Genomic DNA, 19,128 nt, shown 5'->3' with positions numbered 1-19,128 from the left:
GTATGGGAACTTCGCAGGGAAAGAAGAGCTTCTTTCCGTATCTCGTGGTGGCGACGGGGATCGTCGGGTGCTTCGCGCCTTGCGCGCTAGCCCTCAGCTGCGCAGGCATTTTCTTCACGCCGGTGAGCGAGGCGCTGGGAGTGGGCAGGGGCGTGTTCGCGCTCTACCTCACCATCATGCTGCTGGCAACGACGATCGCGCTGCCGTTCGAGGGCAAGCTGATGGAGACGAAGGACTTGCGCGTGGTCCTGTCGGCGGCCGTGGTGCTGATCGGCGTGCCGCTTGTCTGCATGTCGTTCTTCACGGCGGTGTGGCAGTTCTACGTGGCCGGCGCGTTCATGGGCGTCGGGTTGGCGGCGTTGCTGATCCTGTCGGTTCCGACGCTGATCAATCGGTGGTTCCGGAAGAACGTGGGCTTCTACATCGGCTTGTGCATGGCGTTCACGGGCATTGGCGGCGTGGTGTTCAACCTGGTGGGAGGCGCTCTCATCGCCAGCGGCCCCGACGGATGGCGCATGGGGTACCTGGTGTTCGGCGTCATCGCGCTGGTTTTGGCGCTGCCGTTCACGCTGTTCTGCGTGCGCAGCTTTCCCGGCGACAAGGGGCTGGAGCCGGTGGGGGCGGCAGAGGCCGTTCCGGGAAGCGCGGGGGTCGAGGCCGCGAGCGGTGCGACGGCCGCCGTCGCCCTGAGGACGGCGGCGTTCTTCCTCGTCGCCGTTTTCGCCGGGCTCATCAACCTGGCCATCAATTTCTACCAGTACCTGCCGTCGTACGCGACGTCGCTCACCCAGTATCCCGACGTCGTGGCCATTTCCGCGACCTTGGCGTCGGCGGCGATGCTCGGCCAGGCCATCGGCAAGGTGGTGCTCGGCATCATCAACGACAAGGCCAGCGTGTACGTCGGCCTGTTCGTGTCCACCGGGTGCGGCGCGCTCGGCCTCGCCGTCATGTGGCTGGTTCCGGGCTCGGTGCCGGCCATGTTGGCGGGAGGGTTCGCGTTCGGCGTGTTCTACGCGAGCGCGACCGTGCTGGCGCCGCTCATGGTGCGCACGATCTTCGGCACGCGCGAGTATTCGACCATCTATTCGCGCATCGCGATGGTGGGGTCGCTGGCGGGCGCGTTCGCCGCGAGCGTATGGGGCTTCATCGTCGACGCGGCGGGATTCTCGAACGTGTTCATCATCGGCATCGCCGGCGCGATCCTCGTGGCGCTGTTCGGCGTCCTCGCCCTCAACGCCCGGAAGAACGTCCCGCAGCACTAGCATGACGCTGCCGCCGCGCCTCAGGCGCGGCGGCACATGCTACACCACGTTCTGCGGATGCCCCTCGACGAAGGCGCCTACGTTGGCGGCTACCGTGGCCAGCAGGCGGGCGCGGGCCTCGTGGGTGGCCCAGGCGATGTGGGGCGTCACGACGATGTTGAGGCCCTGCGCCTGCAGCAGGGGGTTGTCGGCGCGCATGGGCTCCACCGACACGACGTCGGCCGCGAAGCCGGCCAGCTTGCCCGAGCGCAGCGCGTCCACTGCGGCCTGCTCGTCCACGAGCGTGCCGCGCGCGGTGTTCAGCAGGTAGGCACCCTCCTTCATGCGGGCGATGGTGCGCGCGTTCATCATGCGGTCGGTCGCGGGCGTGGCCGGCACGTGCAGGCTCACCACGTCCGAGGCGGCCAGCAGCTCGTCGAGGTCCACCTGGCGCACGCCGTCGCCTTCGAACTGCGGTTTCGCCGAGCGGTTCTCGAACACCACGAGCATGCCGAAGGCGCGGGCGATGCGGCATACGGCCTGCCCGATGCTTCCCATGCCCACGATGCCCAGCGTCTTGCCCGCCAGCTCCACGAGCGGCGTGTTCCAGAACGAGAAATCCTTGGCGCGCGTCCAGCCGCCGTCCATGACCAGCTGGGAGTGCTCGCCCACGTGCAGGCACAGCTCCAGCAGCAGGGCGAACGTCATCTGCGCCACGTCGGGCGTGGAGTAGGCCGGCACGTTCGACACCGTCACCCCGCGCTCGCGCGCCGCGTCGAGGTCCACGACGTTGTAGCCGGTGGACGTGAGCGCGATCATCTTGAGGTTCGGCGCCCATCTGAGCGCCTCGGCGTCCCAGACCACCTTGCTCGACACGGCGATGTCGGCCTCGGCCACCCGCTGCGCCAGCTGGTCGCGCGGCGTGCGGTCGTACACGGTGACGGCGCCGTACGATTCGAGAGCGTCCCAGCTGAGGTCGCCGGGGTTGTTCACGTATCCTTCGAGAACCACGATGTTCAGGGGCTTCATAGGCGTTCCTTCCCGAGAAAAAAGGATTGGCCCGGGGAGAGGGGAGCTCCACCGGGCCACAAGGAGGGGATGATGCGGTACCTATTGGGTACCGACTCTGCTTTAAGGGGTAAGCAGATGCAAACTGGAAAGGAGGGGAGCCTTTCGTTTGCTGAAGCCATTATAAAAGTTGACATTGAATATCATATGACGTACACGTGCACGTTTTGTGAATTGGGGGCCTCGAAAGTAACAGATAGGTAAACATGACGCAAAAACATAGGGAAAAACCCGTTCGCCCCTTGACAGGCCAGGCCTACGCGGATGCGCCCGCGCCTTCGTCGCAGTCGATCGTGCAGTCGATGCCGGCGGCCACGGGCACGAACTCCTCCGCGGCGGCGGGGTCCTCGATCGCACCCGATCCGCGGCGCAGGTACGCCCGCACGGCCTGCAGCGCGGCCATATGCTCGGGCGCCAGCGTGCCGTCGGCGCGGTCGCGCTGCAAGCCTGCCGCGAGCATGCCGAGGAAGCGCGCGGACACTACGGCCACGATGGTGGTGGTCAGCAGCAGCTGCACGCCGTCGATCTGCTGGGCGACCCAGGCGACGTCGGCGTAACCCGCATCGGCGAAGGCCGTTGCGAAGCCGCTCGTGGCCAGCAGCCCCACGGCCATGGGAAACGTCATGCCCGCGTAGCCGGGATGGAACTGCACGCTGAAGAACTTCGGCAGCTTCACGATCACGTAGCCCAGCGACACCGCGACGCAGGCGAACAGCAGCGCCAGCACGACGAGGTTCGGCTCGGCGAAGGCGTTGACGTACGACACGAGGCACATGCTGCACGGCCCCAGCATGATGGCCTGCGAGTGCATCATGGCCTCGGCGACCTCGCAGCGCTTCATGCGCCACAGCATGAACGGCGTCACCGCCACGTAGATGACGATGCCCCACACCACGATGCCCGCCGCCAGCGGCTCGGGCATGAACTGCATGCCGGCCACGGTGGACACCATCACGCCGTTCGTGGTGACGTACCAGCTGGGCATGAACGTCTTCCATTCGAAGCGCCGCAGGAAGAAGCGGACGAAGAACACCGCGACGTGCACTGCCAGCACGCCGAGCATCGTGAAGAACACCGCCTCGGCCGCCGTCCACAGCGCGGGAACGAGCTGCGCGTAGAACACGCACAGCACCATGATGAGCATGGGCACCGTGGGGTACAGCGCCGCCAGCATGGGGTTTGCGTACTCGGCCGCGACGACGCTTCTGAGGTGGAACGCGATCTTCAAACAGTACGCCAGCGCCACGAGCGTGGCCACGATGACGGCGATCCAATGGATGAGCGGGTAGCCCAGCGTCTCGTAGAATCCGCTCAGCACGAGCAGTCCCAGCGTGGCAGGCACTACGGGCAGCGGCAAACGCGACACCTTGTCTTTGAGGTACGCCATGGAGCCCCCCCCCCCCCCTTTTTTTCGCAGCTTCTCTCTGCATTCCGCTCATCATCATACACCCGGAAGCAACCAGAACAAATGTTTCACGTGAAACAATGCGCGCGTCCGATCGCGCGCGTGCGGCCCGGGGGAGGGAGGGGCCCGGGCCGCACGTGAGAAGGGCGTCGAAGCGCGGAGCCGTCAGATCTTGCGAGCTGCCAGGTTCCCCGCCGTGATGGCTTCGGCGATGTTGAACGGCCTGTCGCAGTCGCCGACGGAGTAGACCTCCATGCCGGACAGCGCGTCGGCGATGCTCGTGTCGGGCAGCATGTCGAGCGCTTCGATGACCGTGTCGCACGGGTAGGTCATGTCCACGCCCGTGTCGCAGCTGATGGTGATGCTGCCTCCGTCCAGCGATTTCACCGAGGCGTTGGGCCATACGCGCGTGCCGCGGGTGTACAGCATGGGGATGACGAAGCCCTTGATGTGGTCCGACTGGCCTTTGTCCAGGGCCGTGAGCGGCAGCGGCGAGGCGATGGTCACGTGCTTCCCCTCCGCGACGAGGCGCAGCGCTACGTCGACGGCTTGCGCGTTCTCTCCGACGACGGTCACCTCCTGGCCGATGTCGGCCATGAGGAAGTCGTCGATGGAGACGACGTCCGTGCCGTCCGCGCTCTGCAATCCCAAGGTGTCGCGCACGCCGCCCGTGGCCACCACCACGGCGTCGGGGCTCTGCTGCTTCACGAAGTCGGCGTCCACCTCCTGGCCCGTGACCACCTTGACGCCGGTCACTTCCAGCTGGCGCGCGAGGTAGTCCCGCGTGCGGGCGATGTTCTCGTGCGGGCCCTTCACGTTCGCGGCGAACTCCAGCAGGCCGCCGACGCTGCCCTTCCGCTCGTACAGCGTGACGTCGTACCCGCGCAGCGCCGCCACGCGCGCCGCCTCCATGCCGGCGGGGCCGCCGCCCACCACCATCACGCTCTTGCTGCCGGTGCCGGCGGGCAGGTCGGGGCCTTCGGGCATCTGCTCGGTGTAGGCGCGCATGTGCGCGGCGTTCATGCGGCAGTGCTCGTAGAACGCTCCGTCCTCGTCGAGGTCGAAGTGGCAATGCAGGCAGCGGTTGCAGGGGCGGATCTCGTCGAGGCGGTTTTCGCGCAGCTTGACGATGTACTCGGGATCCACCATGAACGGGCGGTTCATCAGGTAGAAGTCGGCCTTGCCGTCCTTGAGCGCCTGCTCGAAGAAGTCGGGCGCATGGGCGGGATCCATGTAGGTGACCGTGCCCACGGGGATGCTCACGGCGTCTTTGAACTCCCGGGCGACGTCCAGCAGCATGCCGCAGCCCGAATGGTTGGCGATGAGCTTGCCTTCGAAGTGCCGCGAGAAGTCGAACTGGTTGCCGTAGCCGGTGGCCCCGTCGATCCCGTAGCCGGTGAAGTACATATCGGAGGCGAACTCGGCAGGATGGTTGTTGAAGGGCCCGAGGCGCACGTGGAGGCTGTCGGCGCCCGCCTTCTCCAACAGCTTCGCCATCTGGAGGTTCTCCTCCACGGTGGTCAGCGTGGCGTTCTGGCCGAGGTCGTAGTCGTTCTCCTCGAGGGCGTTGATCAGCACCTGCACGGGGAAGTCGGCGCCGCATGCCGCTTTGATGCCCTCGATGATCTCATTGACGAAGCGCGTGCGGTTCTCGAAGCTCTGCGGGCCGTACTCGTCGGTGCGCTCGTTGCGGTTGCGCGAGAGGAACGCCTGGCCGATGTTGTTGCCGGCGGCGTTGATCTCAACCGCGTCGAAGCCCTGTTCCTGCAAGAACTTCGCCGCGTCGACGAAGTCGGCCTGCACGAGGTGCACTTCGTCGAGCGTGAGGTCGTGGGCGTTCGCGCATTCGAACTGGGCTGCGGTGGTGGCGTCGAAGCCGCTGAACGAGGCGCCCATGAGCGACAGCTGATAGCCGCAATAGCTGCCGGCCTCGTGGATGGCGTCCGCGACTTGCGCGAGGTCGGCGTTCTCGCGCGTGCGCACCTTGTACGAGGCGGGGTAGTGCTCGAGCAGGCTGGCGTAGTCCTCCACCCACATGAGCTCGACGCCGCCCTTCGCCCAGTGCGTGTATTCCGCGATGGTCATCTCGGTGGTCCAGAAGGGCAGGTACGCCGAGCCCGCTGCCGATTTCACCATGCGGTTGTGCAGGGTGAGCGGGCCGAACGACCAGTCGCTGAACAGCGTGGTGCCCTCCCAGTCGGTGATGGAGTTGGCCGTGTAGTCGTAGTCCTGCGGGTTGAGCTGTGCGAGCGCGGTTTGCGGCGTGAGGTTGCCTGCGGCACCCGATGCGACGGCATCGCTTCCCGCTGCGGCCGCGGTTCCTTCCGTTTTGGGCGCGCAGCCGGCGAGCCCGCTTCCGGCGACGGTCGCTCCCACCGCGCTGAGCACGGCTCCCTTCAGAAACGAACGGCGTGATACTTCGGTTCCCATGATTCCCCTTTCCTTGGTGCGTGCGATTCGTCCTGCTCGGACTCCTCCATTCAACCAAGGTTGCGGGGCGGCGTGAAGAATCGACGGGTTTAGGGGATGCGCCTTCTCGGTGCACCCGGACGTGCGAGTTGGGCGTGCGCGCGCATGAAGTCGATCGTGCGCTGCTCGATGTCGGAATAGGAGCGGTCGAGGTACAGGAAGTCGAGCTGCCAGCAGAACGACTCGTCGGGGAAGGGGATGAGCGCCACATGGTCTTCGGCAACCTGGTCCAGGCAGTTTTCCGGAACGATGCTGGCTCCGTGCCCGCGCTTGACCTCCCTGAGGATCACGTCGTAGTCCTTGTACTGGTGGTTGGCGCGCAGCGTCATGCCGTGCGATGCGAACAGCGCCGCGAGCGCCCGATCTTCGGGCAGGTCGTCGCCCAGCGTGAGGAACGTGAGCGATTGGAGGTCCTCGAGCGTGCAGCCTTCGAGGGGGAATGCGACCAGATCGCGGGCGACAGCGACGTACGTGGGATAGCCGATGAGCGGGATGCGAAGCAGGTTGCGGTCGCGCGGCGCGCCCGAGCAGATGACGAAGTCGACCTCGCCGCCCTCCAGCAGCTCGAGGCAATGTGCGACGGAATGCTTCTCCACGTGGTGCTCGGCGTGCGGGTTCGCGTCCTCGAGGCGCTCGAGGAAATCCTCGGGAAGGGCCGTGGCCACCCCGTACGCGAACGCGAGGCGCAGGTGCTGGCGCTGGTTGGCGAGGTAGTCGTCGCGCGCTTGCAGCATGCTGCGATAGTCGCCGATGCAGGTTCTCGCCTTCGGGTACAGCAGCTGCGCGAACTCCGTCGGCTCGACGCCGGCGGCATCGCGCTCGAACAGCGCGGCGCCCAGCTCGCCCTCCAGGCTCTTGATCGCTTTGCCGAACGCCTGGCGCGAAACGAACGCACGCTCGGCCGCCTTGGCGAACGAGCGCGTGTCGTACGCATGGCAGAACCACTCAAGCTGGTGAAGATTCATCCCCGATCATCCCCGATCATCCCCTTCGTCTCCCAGGGCCAGTATACCCGATTTCGCGAGCGAACAAATGTTTCACGTGAAACATACGGGCTGCCGCGGCGCGGCGCAGCGCGATGGGAGCGGGGACGGAGGGGGGCGGGCGGAGGAGGGCGGCGTGCGCGGCCCCAAGAAACAGATCGGCCCGGGGAGAGGGGAGCTCCACCGGGCCACAAGGAGGGGGATGATGCGACGCTTGCGCATCGCTCTGCTTCTAAGGGGGTAAAGCAGAGGCAAACTGAAAGGAGGGGAGCCTTTCGTTCACAAAACCCAGTATACGAGACGTTCGCGCACATCGTATGACGTGGGCGTGCGCGTTTTGTGAAACGGAACGCTCCTGAGTAACGGTTCGTTAACGGGGGTCTGGGACGGGGTCGTCGCCGCGTCGCCGAGCGGCCCCAAGAAACAGATCGGCCCGGGGAGAGGGGAGCTCCACCGGGCCACAAGGAGGGGGATGTGCGGCACCGAAGTGCCGCCACTGCTTTGTAAGGGGAAAAGCAGTACAAACTGAAAGGAGGGGAATCTTTCGTTTGCAGGACCCAGTATAAAAGTAAGCCTTGAAGAACACGTGATCGACTCATGTTCGTCCTGTGAAACGGCGGCGAAGCATCGGTGAACGTCGCGCCCCCTTCCGTCCGCCGGCCCGACCGCACCGTTCGCGCGCGGAGCTTTTTGGTATCATGGGAAGCCTGACGAAAGGATGCTTCCATGCCCGATATCGCTCTGCGCTTTCATAAGGATATGCTCGTGCTGTCTTCGCCGGTGGCCGCGGTGCTGGCCCGCCAGGGGTTCGACGTCGAGCACGATCTCGAATTCGCCAACCTCGTCGAGCCGGAGGCGGTGCGCGACGCGCTGCGCCTCAACAAGGTGGCGGGCGCGCAGTGCCTCGTGGCGAACACGGCCAGCATCACGCCGGCGCGCCTGGCGCATCGCGGCATGGAGGATCGCGCGGTCGAGATCGTGCGCACGGGCCTCGCGGTGGCGCGCGAGCTGAAGCCCCAGCACCTGCTCGTGGAGGTCGGTCCCTGCGGGCTGCCCCTCGATCCTGCCAGCAAGTCGTCGCTCAACGAGAACCGCGACCAGTACGCCCGCGCCGCCCGCGCCTGCGACGGCCAGGAGTTCGACGCGTTCTTCCTCAACGGGTTCGCCAGTCCGGCCGACCTCAAGTGCGCGCTCATGGGCGTGCGCCAGGTCAGCGGCGCGCCGGTGTTCGCGTCGGTGGACGTCGACGCCGACGGCATGCTGCCCGACGGCCGCCACGCGTTCGAGGACGCGCTCGCCGTCATGGTGGACTACGAGGCGAGCGTGGCCGGCTTCGCCACCGCGGCGCCCCTCGAGGCCGCTGCGACGTTCGCCCGCCGCGCGAGCGGGGCGGGCCGGCTGCCCGTGCTCGCCCAGCTGATCGTGCGCGAGCACAACCCGAAGCAGGGCGACGCCACGCCCGAGAACCCGTACTTCTGCCCCGACGCGCTGGTGGCCGCCGCCACGCAGCTGCGCGCGGCCGGGGCCCAGTTCCTGCGTGCCGTCGGCGCGGCCACGCCGGCCTACGCGGGCGCGCTCGCGGCGGCCAGCGAGGGCTTCGACGTCGTGCGCCCGGACGTGGAGGAGTAGCATGGCCTCGTCGAACGTGGTCCGCAGCCCGCACTACGGCGCGCTGCAAGACGTGGTTGACTCGCTGTACCTCGGGCTGGGCCCGAAGGAGAAGCTGCGCCGGCTCGACATCGTCGTGGCGGCCGAGGCCGCCGACCTGCCCGCCGACCTCACCGAGATCGTGTGCCTGCTGCCGCCTGGGAACTACACGCGCCAGCGGCTGTGCGATCAGTTGAACTCGGCCATCGGCGGGCACGCGTGGGGGCAGGTGTACGGCACCGTCCAATAGCGCGTTCGCCGGCGTGTAACGACTCGGTTTCGCCGTCGTGCGCGCTCCGTGGAATAAATGTGAATCGAGGCTCGCGTTATGTGTGAGCCTGGCGTTTCCGCACTTTACCCCCTTGCGCGTCGCATCCGACGCAGGTACTATATGTTCACTTTCCGAACACAAACCACCACTACATATTGTGGAAAACAGGGCGCAGATCGTGTGGAAACCCTGCGCACAAACCGGGCGAAACCACAGCTCGCCACGGTAAAACGACGAACCGAGAAGAAGCACGAAGAGAGGACTCGAAGCATGGTCACGACCATCATGAAGCGCGACGGCCGAACGGTGGAATTCAAGCAGGACAAGATCGCCGAGGCGGTGGAGCGCGCGTTTCAGGCGTGCGGCGCCATGCAGGATCGCGCGGCGGCCGAGGATATCGCGCAGCGCGTGGTGGACAAGCTCGAAGAGGGCGCCATCGAGGGTACGCCGTCGGTCGAGGGCGTACAGGACCTCGTGGAGGAGACGCTCATCGAGTCCGGCTTCGTGCAGACGGCCAAGTCCTACATCCTGTACCGCGCCGAGCGCAGCCGCTCGCGCGACGTGAACAGCCGCCTCATCCAGACGCTCAAAGACATCACGTTCTCCAAGGCGTCGGACTCCGACATGAAGCGCGAGAACGCCAACATCGATGCCGACACCGCCATGGGCACCATGCTCAAGTACGGCTCCGAGTCGGCCAAGCAGTTCTACGAGATGTGCGTCATCGATCCGAAGTTCGCCCGCGCCCATCGCGAGGGCGACATCCACATCCACGACATGGACTTCTACACGCTGACCACCACGTGCTGCCAGATCGAGCTGAAGAAGCTGTTCAAGGGCGGCTTCTCCACGGGCCACGGCGTGCTGCGCGAGCCGAACGACATCGCCAGCTACGCGGCGCTGGCCTGCATCGCCATCCAGAGCAACCAGAACGACCAGCACGGCGGACAGGCCATCTGCGACTTCGACTACGGTCTGGCCGAGGGCGTGCGCAAGACGTACCGCCGCCTGTACAAGAAGCACCTGGCCGAGGCCGTGGACCTGCTGGTCGGCGAGGCCGTGGAGGATGCCCGCGCGTTCGCACAGGACACCCTTGCGCGCATCGAGGCCGAGACGGGCGTCTGGGCGAGCCTGACGATGGACGAGGGCTTCGAGGCCGCCGTGCGCGCGGCGCTCGTGGAGGCCGGCGCCACCGAGGAGGCCGCCGACAAGGCCGTGGCCTACGCGGCCAAGAACGCCATGGGCGACACCGACCGCACGACGTTCCAGGCCATGGAGGCGCTCGTGCACAACCTGAACACCATGCACAGCCGCGCCGGCGCGCAGACGCCGTTCAGCTCGGTGAACTACGGCATGGACACCACCCCCGAGGGACGCATGGTCGTGAAGAACATGCTGCTGGCCACCGAGGAAGGCCTCGGCTCCGGCGAGACGCCCATCTTCCCCGTGCAGATCTTCCGCGTGAAGGAAGGCGTGAACTACAACCCCGAGGACCCGAACTACGACCTGTTCAAGCTGGCCATGCACTGCTCCGCGAAGCGCCTGTTCCCGAACTTCAGCTTCATCGACGCGCCGTTCAACGCGCAGTACTACAAAGGCACGCCCGAGACGGAGATCGCCTACATGGGTTGCCGCACGCGCGTCATGGGCAACGTGTACGATCCCGATCGCGAGATCGCGCCCGGCCGCGGCAACCTCAGCTTCACGTCCATCAACCTGCCGCGCCTGGCCATCCGCTCGAAGGGCGACCTCGACCTGTTCTTCGACCTGCTCGACGCGAAGCTGGCGCTGGCGGTGGGGCAGCTCGACGAGCGCTTCGAGATCCAGGCCCGCAAGCACGTGTACAACGCCCCGTTCCTCATGGGCCAGGGCGTGTGGATCGACTCCGAGAAGCTGGCGCCCACCGACGAGCAGCGCGAGGTGCTGAAGCACGGCACGCTGTCGCTGGGCTTCATTGGCCTGGCCGAGACGCTCGTGGCGCTGACGGGCAAGCACCATGGCGAGTCGAAGGCGTCGCAGAACCTCGGCCTCGAGATCATCGGCCACATGCGCTCGTACCTCGATCGCATCTCGCAGGAGCGCGGGTTGAACTACGGCCTCATCGCCACGCCGGCCGAAGGCCTGTCCGGCCGCTTCGTGCGCATGGACCGTGAGCGCTACGGCTCCATCCCGGGCGTCACCGACCGCGACTACTACACGAACGGCTTCCACGTGCCGGTGTACTACGATATCAGCGCGTTCGACAAGATCGAGATCGAGGCGCCGTACCATGCGCTGACGAACGCGGGCCACATCTCGTACGTGGAGCTCGACGGCGATCCCACCGAGAACCTCGAGGCGTTTGAGGCCGTTATCCGCCACATGAAGGACAGCGGCATCGGCTACGGCTCGGTGAACCACCCGGTGGACCGCGACCCCGTGTGCGGCTACAACGGCATCATCGGCGACGTGTGTCCCAAGTGCGGCCGCACCGAGGCCGAGCACGGCTCGTCCTTCGAGCGCATCCGCCGCATCACCGGCTACCTCGTGGGCACCCTCGACCGCTTCAACGACGCCAAGCGCGCCGAAGAGGGCGATCGGGTGAAGCACCAGATGTAGCATCCTGGCGCGGCGAAGGCGCACGGGTTCACGCGTCTTTGCCGCGCCGATCGCACGCCGCGCCCATCGCGAATCGGCGCGGCCTACGCTTTCGGCTCGCATGATGTTGCCCGCGCCCAAGAAAGCCAGAAAGCTCAGAAAGGCACTCCCTCTCCATGACCCCACCCACCACCATTCGCCTCTACGGCACGGCCCCGGACTCCATCGTCGATGGGCCGGGGCTGCGCTACGCCGTGTTCGTGCAGGGCTGCTCGCATGCGTGCCCCGGGTGCCACAACCCCGACAGCCAGCCGTGCGCGGGCGGCACGGTGCGCGCGATCGAGGACGTGGCAGCCGACATCGCGGCCAACAAGCTGGTGCAGGGCGTCACCATCTCGGGCGGCGAGCCGTTCGAGCAGGCGGCCGCGTGCGCCCAGCTGGCGCGCCGCGTGCGCGAGCGAGGGTTGAACGTGTGGACGTACTCGGGCTACCGCTACGAGCAGCTGGAGGCCGGCTTCCCCGATGCGGCCGCGCGCGATCTGCTCGACCAGACCGACGTGCTGGTGGACGGCCCGTTCGTGCAGGCGCAGCATTCCTTCGATCTGCCGTGGCGCGGCTCCCGCAACCAACGGTTGATTGACGTTCCCGCTACCCGAACCCACGGGCGCATCGTTTTATGGGAAACTCACGAAGACTTCCCTGAAAAGCCCCCGTCGTGGTGAGGTGCCCCCTCCTTCCCTTGGCGGCGGCATGGTCGGCATGGTAGGATAACGGCATGGAACAGCTTCAAAACGACATCGACGCCCTTGTGCGCACCGACTGGGTGACCACGGCCGTCTCGGCGGTGGTCATTCTTGCGATCACGGCCATCGTCGCGCGCCTGACGAGGCGTTTCCTTCGTCGCGTGCTCGAGATCAACGAAGAGCGCGACCTTCCCTCAAGCTCCATCTTCATCAACATCGCCCGCGGGGCCGTGTGGATCACCGGCGTGTGCATCATGCTGTCCACCTGCTTCCGCGTTGACGTGAGCGCCGCCATCACCGCGCTCGGCATCGGCGGCATCGCCATCTCGCTGGGCTTCCAGGACACGCTGTCGAACCTCATCGGCGGCCTGCAGGTCAGCTTGCTGCGCATCATCAAGCCGGGCGACAACATCGAGGTGGGCTCGTCCACGGGCGTGGTGAAGGACATCACCTGGCGCCACACCACCATCCGCAACAGCGCGGGCGAGGAAGTGCTCATCCCCAACTCCATCATCAGCAAGACCGCCCTCACGCATCTACCGCCCACGAACCAGGTGAGCCTGGCCGTGGTGGTCACCACCGAGGGCCAGCACCTCGACGAGGTGGCCACGGCCATCGAGCACGAGGCGGGCGAGGCGGCGGCCACCGTCGGCAAGGTGGTCAAGGAGCCGAAGCTCACGTTCTCCGAGATCACCGCCCAGGGCTACGCGGGCTCCATCTCGTTCAGCATGGCCGACAGCCGCACCGTCGGCCGCGCCACCGACGCGGTGCTGCGCGCCGTGGCCCCGTTGACCCGCACGGCCGCGCCCGAGCGTGCCGAGCAAGTGCTGGAAGACGCGCAGAAGGAAGCCGACGAAGCCGCGGCGCAGGGGGCCGACGGCTCCGCGAAGCCGAAGCCCAAGCCCAAACCCAAGCCGGCCCCCAAGCAGAAGCAGAAGTCGAGCTTCCGCAAGCGCATGGCGCGGGCGCTGCGCATCGGGAAAGAGGAGCAATCGTGAGCGAGGAGGCGATGAGAACCATGTCCGAAACGCGTTTGACCGAAGGTCCGCTGCATCACCTCGACGGAGCGCTGGCCGAGTGCGGATGGGCCACGTCGCTCGTGCGCACGTACGACCGCGATCGCATCAAGGCGCCGAAGTACCGCATCAAGGAGTGGGACTACTACCTGGTGAACGACGACGAGTTCGCCGTGGCGCTCACCGTGGGCGACATGGGCTACGTCGGGCTCATCTCGGCCTCGGTGATGGACTTCGCCCAGGCCACATCCCATACGGCGAGCGTCATCGCGCCGTTTCCGCTCGGCCGCTTCAAGCTGCCCGCGTCCTCGGCGGAAGGCGTCACCGCGTTCGAGAACAACCGCGTGTCGTTTCGCTTTGAAGTCGCCGAGGGGCAGCGCCGCCTCAAGGTGTGGTTCGCGAACTTCGACGATAACGACGACCTGACGTTCGAGGCCGTGCTCGACGAGGAGCCGCGCGACTCGATGGTGATCAGCACGCCGTGGGCCGAAGACCCGCTCGCGTTCTACTACAACCAGAAGATCGTGGCCATGCAGGCGCGCGGCAGCTTCAAGAAAGGCCTGCTCGTGCACGGGTTCTGTCCGGAGAACTCGTTCGGCTTGCTCGACTGGGGGCGCGGCGTGTGGACGCGCGACAACACCTGGTACTGGGCCGTGGCGCAGGGGTGGCAAGGAGGCCGCCGCTTCGGGCTCAATCTGGGGTACGGGTTCGGCGACACGTCGGCCGCCTCCGAGAACATGGTGTTCGTCGACGGCGTGGCGCACAAGCTCCACCGCGTCGACTTCGGCATCTCCGAGAAGACGGGCGGCGCGCACGCGAAGAAGACGGCCGACCGCTACCAGCTCATGCAGCCCTGGCACATGACCGACGACGAGGGGCGGCTCGACCTCGTGTTCACCCCGCTGCTCGACCGCGTGGACTGGATGGATTTCAAGCTGATCCGCTCGGACCAGCACCAGGTGTTCGGGCGCTTCGACGGCACGGTGGTGCTCGACGACGGCTCCGCGCTGCCCGTGGGGAATCTCCTCGGGTCCGCCGAGGTCATCCACAACGTGTACTGACGCAGCGTCGTCCAGCTGCCCGGACCGGGCGCCTGGACAGGCGGAAGATCGCGTTCGCGCTTGCTTTTGAGGCGTCTGCTCGTAAGGTAAAGGCGAGCCGCAGGGAGCTGGTTGCTCCCCACGGCTCTCGAATCGCTTCGGCGGTTTGGCTACTTGGTTCCGGCTCCTTGTCCTTGCGGATCGGGAGCCGCTAACGCCGATCCCGCGCCGATCCGACGCCGATCCGACGCGGGGCGCATCCTCGCGGTGCTCGCTAGTCGTCGACGCCGATGATGACCGACGACGCCTTGACGATGGCGTACGCCTCTTGGCCCACTTCCAGATCGAGATCCTTGAGCGAGCCCATCGAGATCGTCGACGTGATCAGCTGGCCCCCGTCCAGCTCGAGGATGACGATGGCGTTCACCGCGCCCGGATGGATGGCGGTGACGGTGCCCTTGAGCGTGTTGCGTGCGGAAAGTTTCATGATGCCCCTTTCGTGCCGGTATTCCCTCCGTTACCCATTGTACCGTGGCCGCTTGCGCGCGCACCCGTCGCGCACGCCCAAACTTTACTCAGATTTGATCGGCTTCCGACACTCCTTTGATGCTGGTTCCTCATCATGGTTGACGCAGCGGGCCGCGGGCCCGCGTTCAAGCGAACACCATGCGCCTTCGGGGCGCCAACGAAAGGAACGGGCAACATGAAGAAACGACTGCTGATGGTGGCGATGGGGGCCGTGCTCGCGTTCGGCCTGCTGGGCGTCGCGGGCTGCGCAGGCGGAAACGGCGCGGCTGCGACGGGCGGAAGCGACGGCTCGTCGGCCTCGACGAGCCCCTCGGGCCAGATCTCGGTGTACTCGCGCGAGGACGGCTCCGGCACGCGCGGCGCGTTCATCGAGCTGTTCGGCATCGAGGAGAAGGACGCGAACGGCGACAAGGTCGACATGACCACCCCGTCGGCGGCCATCACGAACTCCACGTCGGTCATGATGACGTCGGTGTCCGGCGACGAGAACGGCATCGGCTACATCTCGCTCGGCTCGCTGAACGACACGGTGAAGGCGCTCAGCATCGACGGTGCCGAGGCGACGGCCGAGAACGTGAAGAACGGCGAGTACAAGGTGTCCCGTCCGTTCAACATCGTGACGAAGGACGGCGTGTCCGACGTGGCGCAGGACTTCATCGACTACATCATGAGCGCCGAGGGCCAAAAGGTGGTCGAGGACAACGGCTGCATCTCCGTGGCTGACAGCGCGGGCTCCTACACGGCTTCCGGCAAGTCCGGCAAGATCGTCATCGCCGGCTCCTCTTCGGTGACTCCGGTCATGGAGAAGCTGTCCGAGGCGTACAAGGCCCTTAACCCCGACGTCACCATCGAGGTCAACCAGTCCGACTCCACCACCGGCGTGAACATGGCCGCCGAGGGCACCTGCGACATCGGCATGGTCTCCCGCGAGCTCAAGGACTCCGAGAGCAACGTGAAGGCCACGGTCATCGCGCAGGACGGCATCGCCGTCATCGTGAACCCGGGCTCGTCGCTGGACAACCTGACGTCCGACCAGGTGAAGGGCATCTACACCGGCGAGCTGACCACCTGGGAAGACGCGCTGGCGTAAGGTAGCACCCTCTTGGCGCGGGATGGGGCTTGCGGATCAGCGAGCCCCTACCGCGCCGATTCGTAACGCGCGCGGGGTGCGGTCGGCGCGATGAAGCGCCCTGATTCCTCGTGGCACCTCGCGCCATGAGGGGCTTGAACGAGTCGCCCCTCACAGAAAACCAAGGAGCTTTCATGTCCCACCCGCACATAAAGGAAGGCATCGCGAAGGCGCTGTTCGTGGGAGCCGCGGGGATTTCGATCCTCGCGGTTGCCCTCATCTGCGTCTTCCTGTTCGCCAACGGCGTGCCGGCCATCGCGCAGATCGGCCTGCCGGAATTCCTCTTCGGCACCACGTGGCGGCCGGCCAACGACATCTACGGCATCTTCCCCATGATCATCGGCAGCATCTACGTGACGGCCGGCGCCATCGTCGTGGGCGTGCCCACGGGCCTCTTGTGCGCCATCTTCTTGTCGCGGTTCGCCAACGGCAAGGTCGCGGCCGTGCTCAAGCCCGGCGTCGAGCTGCTTGCCGGCATCCCGTCGGTCGTGTACGGCTTCTTCGGCCTCGTGCTCATCGTGCCGTTCATCCGCACGAACATGCCGGGCAACGGCCTGTCGCTGCTGGCGGCGGCCGTGCTTCTGGGCATCATGATCCTGCCCACCATCATCACCGTGGCGCAGAGCGCACTCGATGCCGTGCCGAAGAAGTACTACGAAGGCGCGCTGGCGCTGGGCGCCGACCACGAGCGCACGGTGTTCCGCGTCATCGTGCCCGCCGCCACCTCCGGCATCATGGCCGGCGTGGTGCTGGGCGTGGGGCGCGCCATCGGCGAGACGATGGCCGTCATCATGGTGGCCGGCAACCAGCCCCTCATTCCCGAGAGCCTCTTCAACGGCGTGCGCACCATGACGGCGAACATCGTGCTGGAGATGGGCTACGCGGCCGACCTGCACCGCGGCGCGCTCGTGGCCACCGGCGTGGTGCTGTTCGTGTTCATCTTGGCTATCACCATGTTGTTCAACGTCATCAAGAAGCGAGGTGAGATGAAGTAATGAGCCCGAAACTCACCGTAGCCTACGAGGCCGGTTCGACCCCCGCGGCTCCCGCCGATTCCGACGACCGCATCGACGCCCTGTTCGCCGTCGCCGAAACGCGCCAGCGCAAAACGCGCCGCGTCGTGTCGGCGCTGCTGCGGCTGCTCGTGTACCTGGGCGCGCTGCTCACCACGGCGGTGCTGCTGTTCCTCGTGGGCTACATCCTGGTCAACGGCGTGCCGTACCTCACGCCCAGCCTGTTCGCCTGGGAGTACACCTCCGACAACGTCTCGCTCATGCCGGCGCTCGTCAACACGCTGCTCATGGCGGGGCTCTCGCTGCTCATGGCGGTGCCCGTCGGCGTAGGATCGGCCATCTACCTGGTGGAATACGCACCGCGCGGCAGCCGCTTCGTCGCCATCGTGCGCACCACCACCGAGACGCTGCAGGGCATCCCCTCCATCATCTACGGCCTGTTCGGCATGCTGTTCTTCGTGACGGCGCTGCATTGGAACCTGTCGCTCATGGCGGGCGCGTGCACGCTGGCCATCATGGTGCTGCCCGTGGTCATGCGCACCACCGAGGAAGCGCTCATCGCCGTGCCCGACGCCTACCGCGAGGGCGGCTTCGGCTTGGGCGCGGGCCGTTTGCGCACGGTGTTCCGCTGTGTGCTGCCCTCGGCGGTCCCCGGCATCCTGGGCGGCGTCATCCTCGCGCTCGGCCGCTGCGTGGGCGAGGTGGCGGCCCTTATTTTCACGGCGGGCTCCATCGCTCAGATCCCGAACTTCCTCGAGCAGGGCGGCATGGCGCTGTTCGACTCGACGCGCACCCTGGCCGTGCACATGTACGTGCTGGCCAGCGAAGGCCTGCACGTGAACGAAACGTACGCAACGGCGGTGGTGCTGCTGGTCATGGTGGTGGTGCTGAACCTCCTGGCCACGTTCGCCGCGAAGAAGATGAGCAAAGGAAACCAAGATGACTAACGCTACCGTAGAGAAGTCGGCGCCGCGCGCCGCAACCCCCGCGACCGTGCATTCCTACCTGCCGCAGACCCGCGAGCGCGCGGCCGGACGCAACGGCCGGCAGGCCCCCGCCGACGCGCCCGTGAAGATGGGCGTGCACAACCTCGATCTGTTCTACAAGGACTTCCACGCGCTGAAGGACATCAACCTCGAGTTCCCCCAGAACCAGGTGACGGCGCTCATCGGCCCGTCGGGCTGTGGCAAGTCCACGCTGCTGAAAAGCCTCAACCGCATGAACGACCTCGTGGCGGGCTGCCGCATCGAAGGCGAGATCACGCTCGACGGCGCAGACGCCTACCGCTCCATCGACGTGAACAACCTGCGCCGCCGCGTGGGCATGGTGTTCCAGCAGCCCAACCCCTTCCCGATGAGCGTATACGACAACGTGGCGTTCGGCCCGCGCACGCACGGCATCAAGAGGCGCGAGGATCTCGACGCCATCGTGGAGCAGAGCCTGCGCGACGCCGCCATCTGGGACGAGCTGAAGGACCGCCTGAAGAAGAACGCGCTGGGCCTGTCCGGCGGCCAGCAGCAGCGCCTGTGCATCGCCCGCGCGCTGGCGGTGCGCCCGGAAGTGCTGCTCATGGACGAGTCCACGAGCGCGCTCGATCCCATCTCCACCGCGAAGATCGAGGACCTCGTGGGCGAGCTCAAGAGCAAGTACACGGTCATCATGGTGACGCACAACATGCTGCAGGCGCTGCGCGTGTCCGACAAGACCGCGTTCTTCCTGTTGGGCGAGATGGTGGAGTCCGGCTCGACCGACGACATCTTCACGAACCCGACCGACCCCCGCACCGCGGATTACGTCGCCGGGCGCTTCGGGTAGCGGCACGCGCCGCGCCCGGCGTCCGCTGCCCCGCGTGCGGCGTCCGGCGGGCCGCCCCGCGTCCGGCGCGGCCCGTCGCTTCCGCAACACTTTACGCAAATTTGACTCGTCCGGCGCTGCGGTCGCTTTCCGGCTGCTTTACAATGAGCCGAAACGGTTGGAACGTTCCACGGGAGCCCCCAC

General features: G+C 66.5%; 16 protein-coding genes. 11 read left to right on the top strand and 5 right to left on the bottom strand.

Annotation, left to right across the window (positions count from 1 at the left end):
- Positions 1-2: 2 nt before the first annotated feature.
- Complete coding sequence (locus tag GS424_RS14855; RefSeq protein WP_160941246.1) at positions 3-1,262, top strand: MFS transporter; 1,260 nt, start codon at positions 3-5, stop codon at positions 1,260-1,262.
- A gap of 39 nt (positions 1,263-1,301) precedes the next feature.
- Here GS424_RS14855 and GS424_RS14850 read toward each other — a convergent pair whose 3' ends face one another.
- The 4 genes from GS424_RS14850 to GS424_RS14835 all read right to left on the bottom strand — a co-directional run bounded on the left by GS424_RS14850 (position 1,302) and on the right by GS424_RS14835 (position 7,148).
- Positions 1,302-2,270 (bottom strand): D-2-hydroxyacid dehydrogenase, encoded by a 969-nt coding sequence (locus GS424_RS14850; RefSeq protein WP_244977573.1) that lies wholly within the window; start codon positions 2,268-2,270, stop codon positions 1,302-1,304.
- A gap of 295 nt (positions 2,271-2,565) precedes the next feature.
- Entirely contained in the window at positions 2,566-3,696 is a 1,131-nt protein-coding gene (locus GS424_RS14845) for a TDT family transporter (protein WP_160941245.1), read from the bottom strand.
- Between the two features lie 183 nt (positions 3,697-3,879).
- Complete coding sequence (locus tag GS424_RS14840) at positions 3,880-6,144, bottom strand: oxidoreductase (protein ID WP_160941244.1); 2,265 nt, start codon at positions 6,142-6,144, stop codon at positions 3,880-3,882.
- 89 nt (positions 6,145-6,233) lie between these two features.
- On the bottom strand, positions 6,234-7,148 hold the full coding sequence (locus GS424_RS14835) for a LysR family transcriptional regulator (protein WP_160941243.1): 915 nt from the start codon (positions 7,146-7,148) through the stop codon (positions 6,234-6,236).
- A 744-nt stretch (positions 7,149-7,892) separates the two neighbouring features.
- On the opposite strand from GS424_RS14835, the gene GS424_RS14830 reads away from it, so the two are divergent.
- The 6 genes from GS424_RS14830 to GS424_RS14805 all read left to right on the top strand — a co-directional run bounded on the left by GS424_RS14830 (position 7,893) and on the right by GS424_RS14805 (position 14,481).
- The gene (locus GS424_RS14830) at positions 7,893-8,795 is read left to right on the top strand and encodes a homocysteine S-methyltransferase family protein (protein ID WP_160941242.1); all 903 of its coding nucleotides are present in this window, start codon (positions 7,893-7,895) and stop codon (positions 8,793-8,795) included.
- Position 8,796: 1 nt separating this feature from the next.
- On the top strand, positions 8,797-9,063 hold the full coding sequence (locus GS424_RS14825) for a hypothetical protein (protein ID WP_160941241.1): 267 nt from the start codon (positions 8,797-8,799) through the stop codon (positions 9,061-9,063).
- Positions 9,064-9,354: 291 nt separating this feature from the next.
- Complete coding sequence (locus GS424_RS14820; RefSeq protein ID WP_160941240.1) at positions 9,355-11,682, top strand: anaerobic ribonucleoside triphosphate reductase; 2,328 nt, start codon at positions 9,355-9,357, stop codon at positions 11,680-11,682.
- 155 nt (positions 11,683-11,837) lie between these two features.
- Entirely contained in the window at positions 11,838-12,383 is a 546-nt protein-coding gene (gene nrdG, locus GS424_RS14815) for an anaerobic ribonucleoside-triphosphate reductase activating protein (protein WP_160941239.1), read from the top strand.
- Between the two features lie 53 nt (positions 12,384-12,436).
- Positions 12,437-13,402, top strand: coding sequence for a mechanosensitive ion channel family protein (locus tag GS424_RS14810; RefSeq protein WP_160941238.1), 966 nt, complete (start codon positions 12,437-12,439; stop codon positions 13,400-13,402).
- Entirely contained in the window at positions 13,399-14,481 is a 1,083-nt protein-coding gene (locus GS424_RS14805) for a DUF2804 domain-containing protein (RefSeq protein ID WP_160941237.1), read from the top strand. Before GS424_RS14810 ends, GS424_RS14805 begins: the two co-directional genes overlap by 4 nt.
- A 253-nt stretch (positions 14,482-14,734) precedes the next feature.
- On the opposite strand, the gene GS424_RS14800 is transcribed toward GS424_RS14805, so the two are convergent.
- Positions 14,735-14,947 (bottom strand): TOBE domain-containing protein, encoded by a 213-nt coding sequence (locus tag GS424_RS14800; RefSeq protein ID WP_154333021.1) that lies wholly within the window; start codon positions 14,945-14,947, stop codon positions 14,735-14,737.
- A 216-nt stretch (positions 14,948-15,163) separates the two neighbouring features.
- On the opposite strand from GS424_RS14800, the gene GS424_RS14795 reads away from it, so the two are divergent.
- From GS424_RS14795 to pstB, 4 genes are all read left to right on the top strand, one after another.
- Positions 15,164-16,078: a substrate-binding domain-containing protein gene (locus GS424_RS14795; RefSeq protein WP_160941236.1), complete on the top strand. Its 915-nt coding sequence runs from the start codon at positions 15,164-15,166 to the stop codon at positions 16,076-16,078.
- A 173-nt stretch (positions 16,079-16,251) separates the two neighbouring features.
- Positions 16,252-17,112, top strand: coding sequence for a phosphate ABC transporter permease subunit PstC (gene pstC / locus GS424_RS14790; RefSeq protein ID WP_160941235.1), 861 nt, complete (start codon positions 16,252-16,254; stop codon positions 17,110-17,112).
- Positions 17,112-18,077 (top strand): phosphate ABC transporter permease PstA, encoded by a 966-nt coding sequence (pstA, locus tag GS424_RS14785; protein ID WP_154333024.1) that lies wholly within the window; start codon positions 17,112-17,114, stop codon positions 18,075-18,077. The genes pstC and pstA overlap by 1 nt, the downstream gene beginning before the upstream one ends.
- Positions 18,070-18,945 (top strand): phosphate ABC transporter ATP-binding protein PstB, encoded by an 876-nt coding sequence (pstB, locus tag GS424_RS14780; protein WP_160941234.1) that lies wholly within the window; start codon positions 18,070-18,072, stop codon positions 18,943-18,945. Before pstA ends, pstB begins: the two co-directional genes overlap by 8 nt.
- Positions 18,946-19,128: the final 183 nt, after the last annotated feature.

Source organism: Eggerthella guodeyinii (assembly GCF_009834925.2).
GTDB lineage: Bacteria > Actinomycetota > Coriobacteriia > Coriobacteriales > Eggerthellaceae > Eggerthella > Eggerthella guodeyinii.
Note: the sequence above shows the minus strand (reverse complement) of the source record. Positions and strands in the feature narration are given on the sequence as shown.

Coding starts and splice junctions, on each gene's coding strand:
- GS424_RS14855 (WP_160941246.1), top strand. CDS start 3: ATGGGAACTTCGCAGGGAAAGAAGAGCTTCTTTCCGTATCTCGTGGTG.
- GS424_RS14850 (WP_244977573.1), bottom strand. CDS start 2,270: ATGAAGCCCCTGAACATCGTGGTTCTCGAAGGATACGTGAACAACCCC.
- GS424_RS14845 (WP_160941245.1), bottom strand. CDS start 3,696: ATGGCGTACCTCAAAGACAAGGTGTCGCGTTTGCCGCTGCCCGTAGTG.
- GS424_RS14840 (WP_160941244.1), bottom strand. CDS start 6,144: ATGGGAACCGAAGTATCACGCCGTTCGTTTCTGAAGGGAGCCGTGCTC.
- GS424_RS14835 (WP_160941243.1), bottom strand. CDS start 7,148: ATGAATCTTCACCAGCTTGAGTGGTTCTGCCATGCGTACGACACGCGC.
- GS424_RS14830 (WP_160941242.1), top strand. CDS start 7,893: ATGCCCGATATCGCTCTGCGCTTTCATAAGGATATGCTCGTGCTGTCT.
- GS424_RS14825 (WP_160941241.1), top strand. CDS start 8,797: ATGGCCTCGTCGAACGTGGTCCGCAGCCCGCACTACGGCGCGCTGCAA.
- GS424_RS14820 (WP_160941240.1), top strand. CDS start 9,355: ATGGTCACGACCATCATGAAGCGCGACGGCCGAACGGTGGAATTCAAG.
- nrdG (WP_160941239.1), top strand. CDS start 11,838: ATGACCCCACCCACCACCATTCGCCTCTACGGCACGGCCCCGGACTCC.
- GS424_RS14810 (WP_160941238.1), top strand. CDS start 12,437: ATGGAACAGCTTCAAAACGACATCGACGCCCTTGTGCGCACCGACTGG.
- GS424_RS14800 (WP_154333021.1), bottom strand. CDS start 14,947: ATGAAACTTTCCGCACGCAACACGCTCAAGGGCACCGTCACCGCCATC.
- GS424_RS14795 (WP_160941236.1), top strand. CDS start 15,164: ATGAAGAAACGACTGCTGATGGTGGCGATGGGGGCCGTGCTCGCGTTC.
- pstC (WP_160941235.1), top strand. CDS start 16,252: ATGTCCCACCCGCACATAAAGGAAGGCATCGCGAAGGCGCTGTTCGTG.
- pstA (WP_154333024.1), top strand. CDS start 17,112: ATGAGCCCGAAACTCACCGTAGCCTACGAGGCCGGTTCGACCCCCGCG.
- pstB (WP_160941234.1), top strand. CDS start 18,070: ATGACTAACGCTACCGTAGAGAAGTCGGCGCCGCGCGCCGCAACCCCC.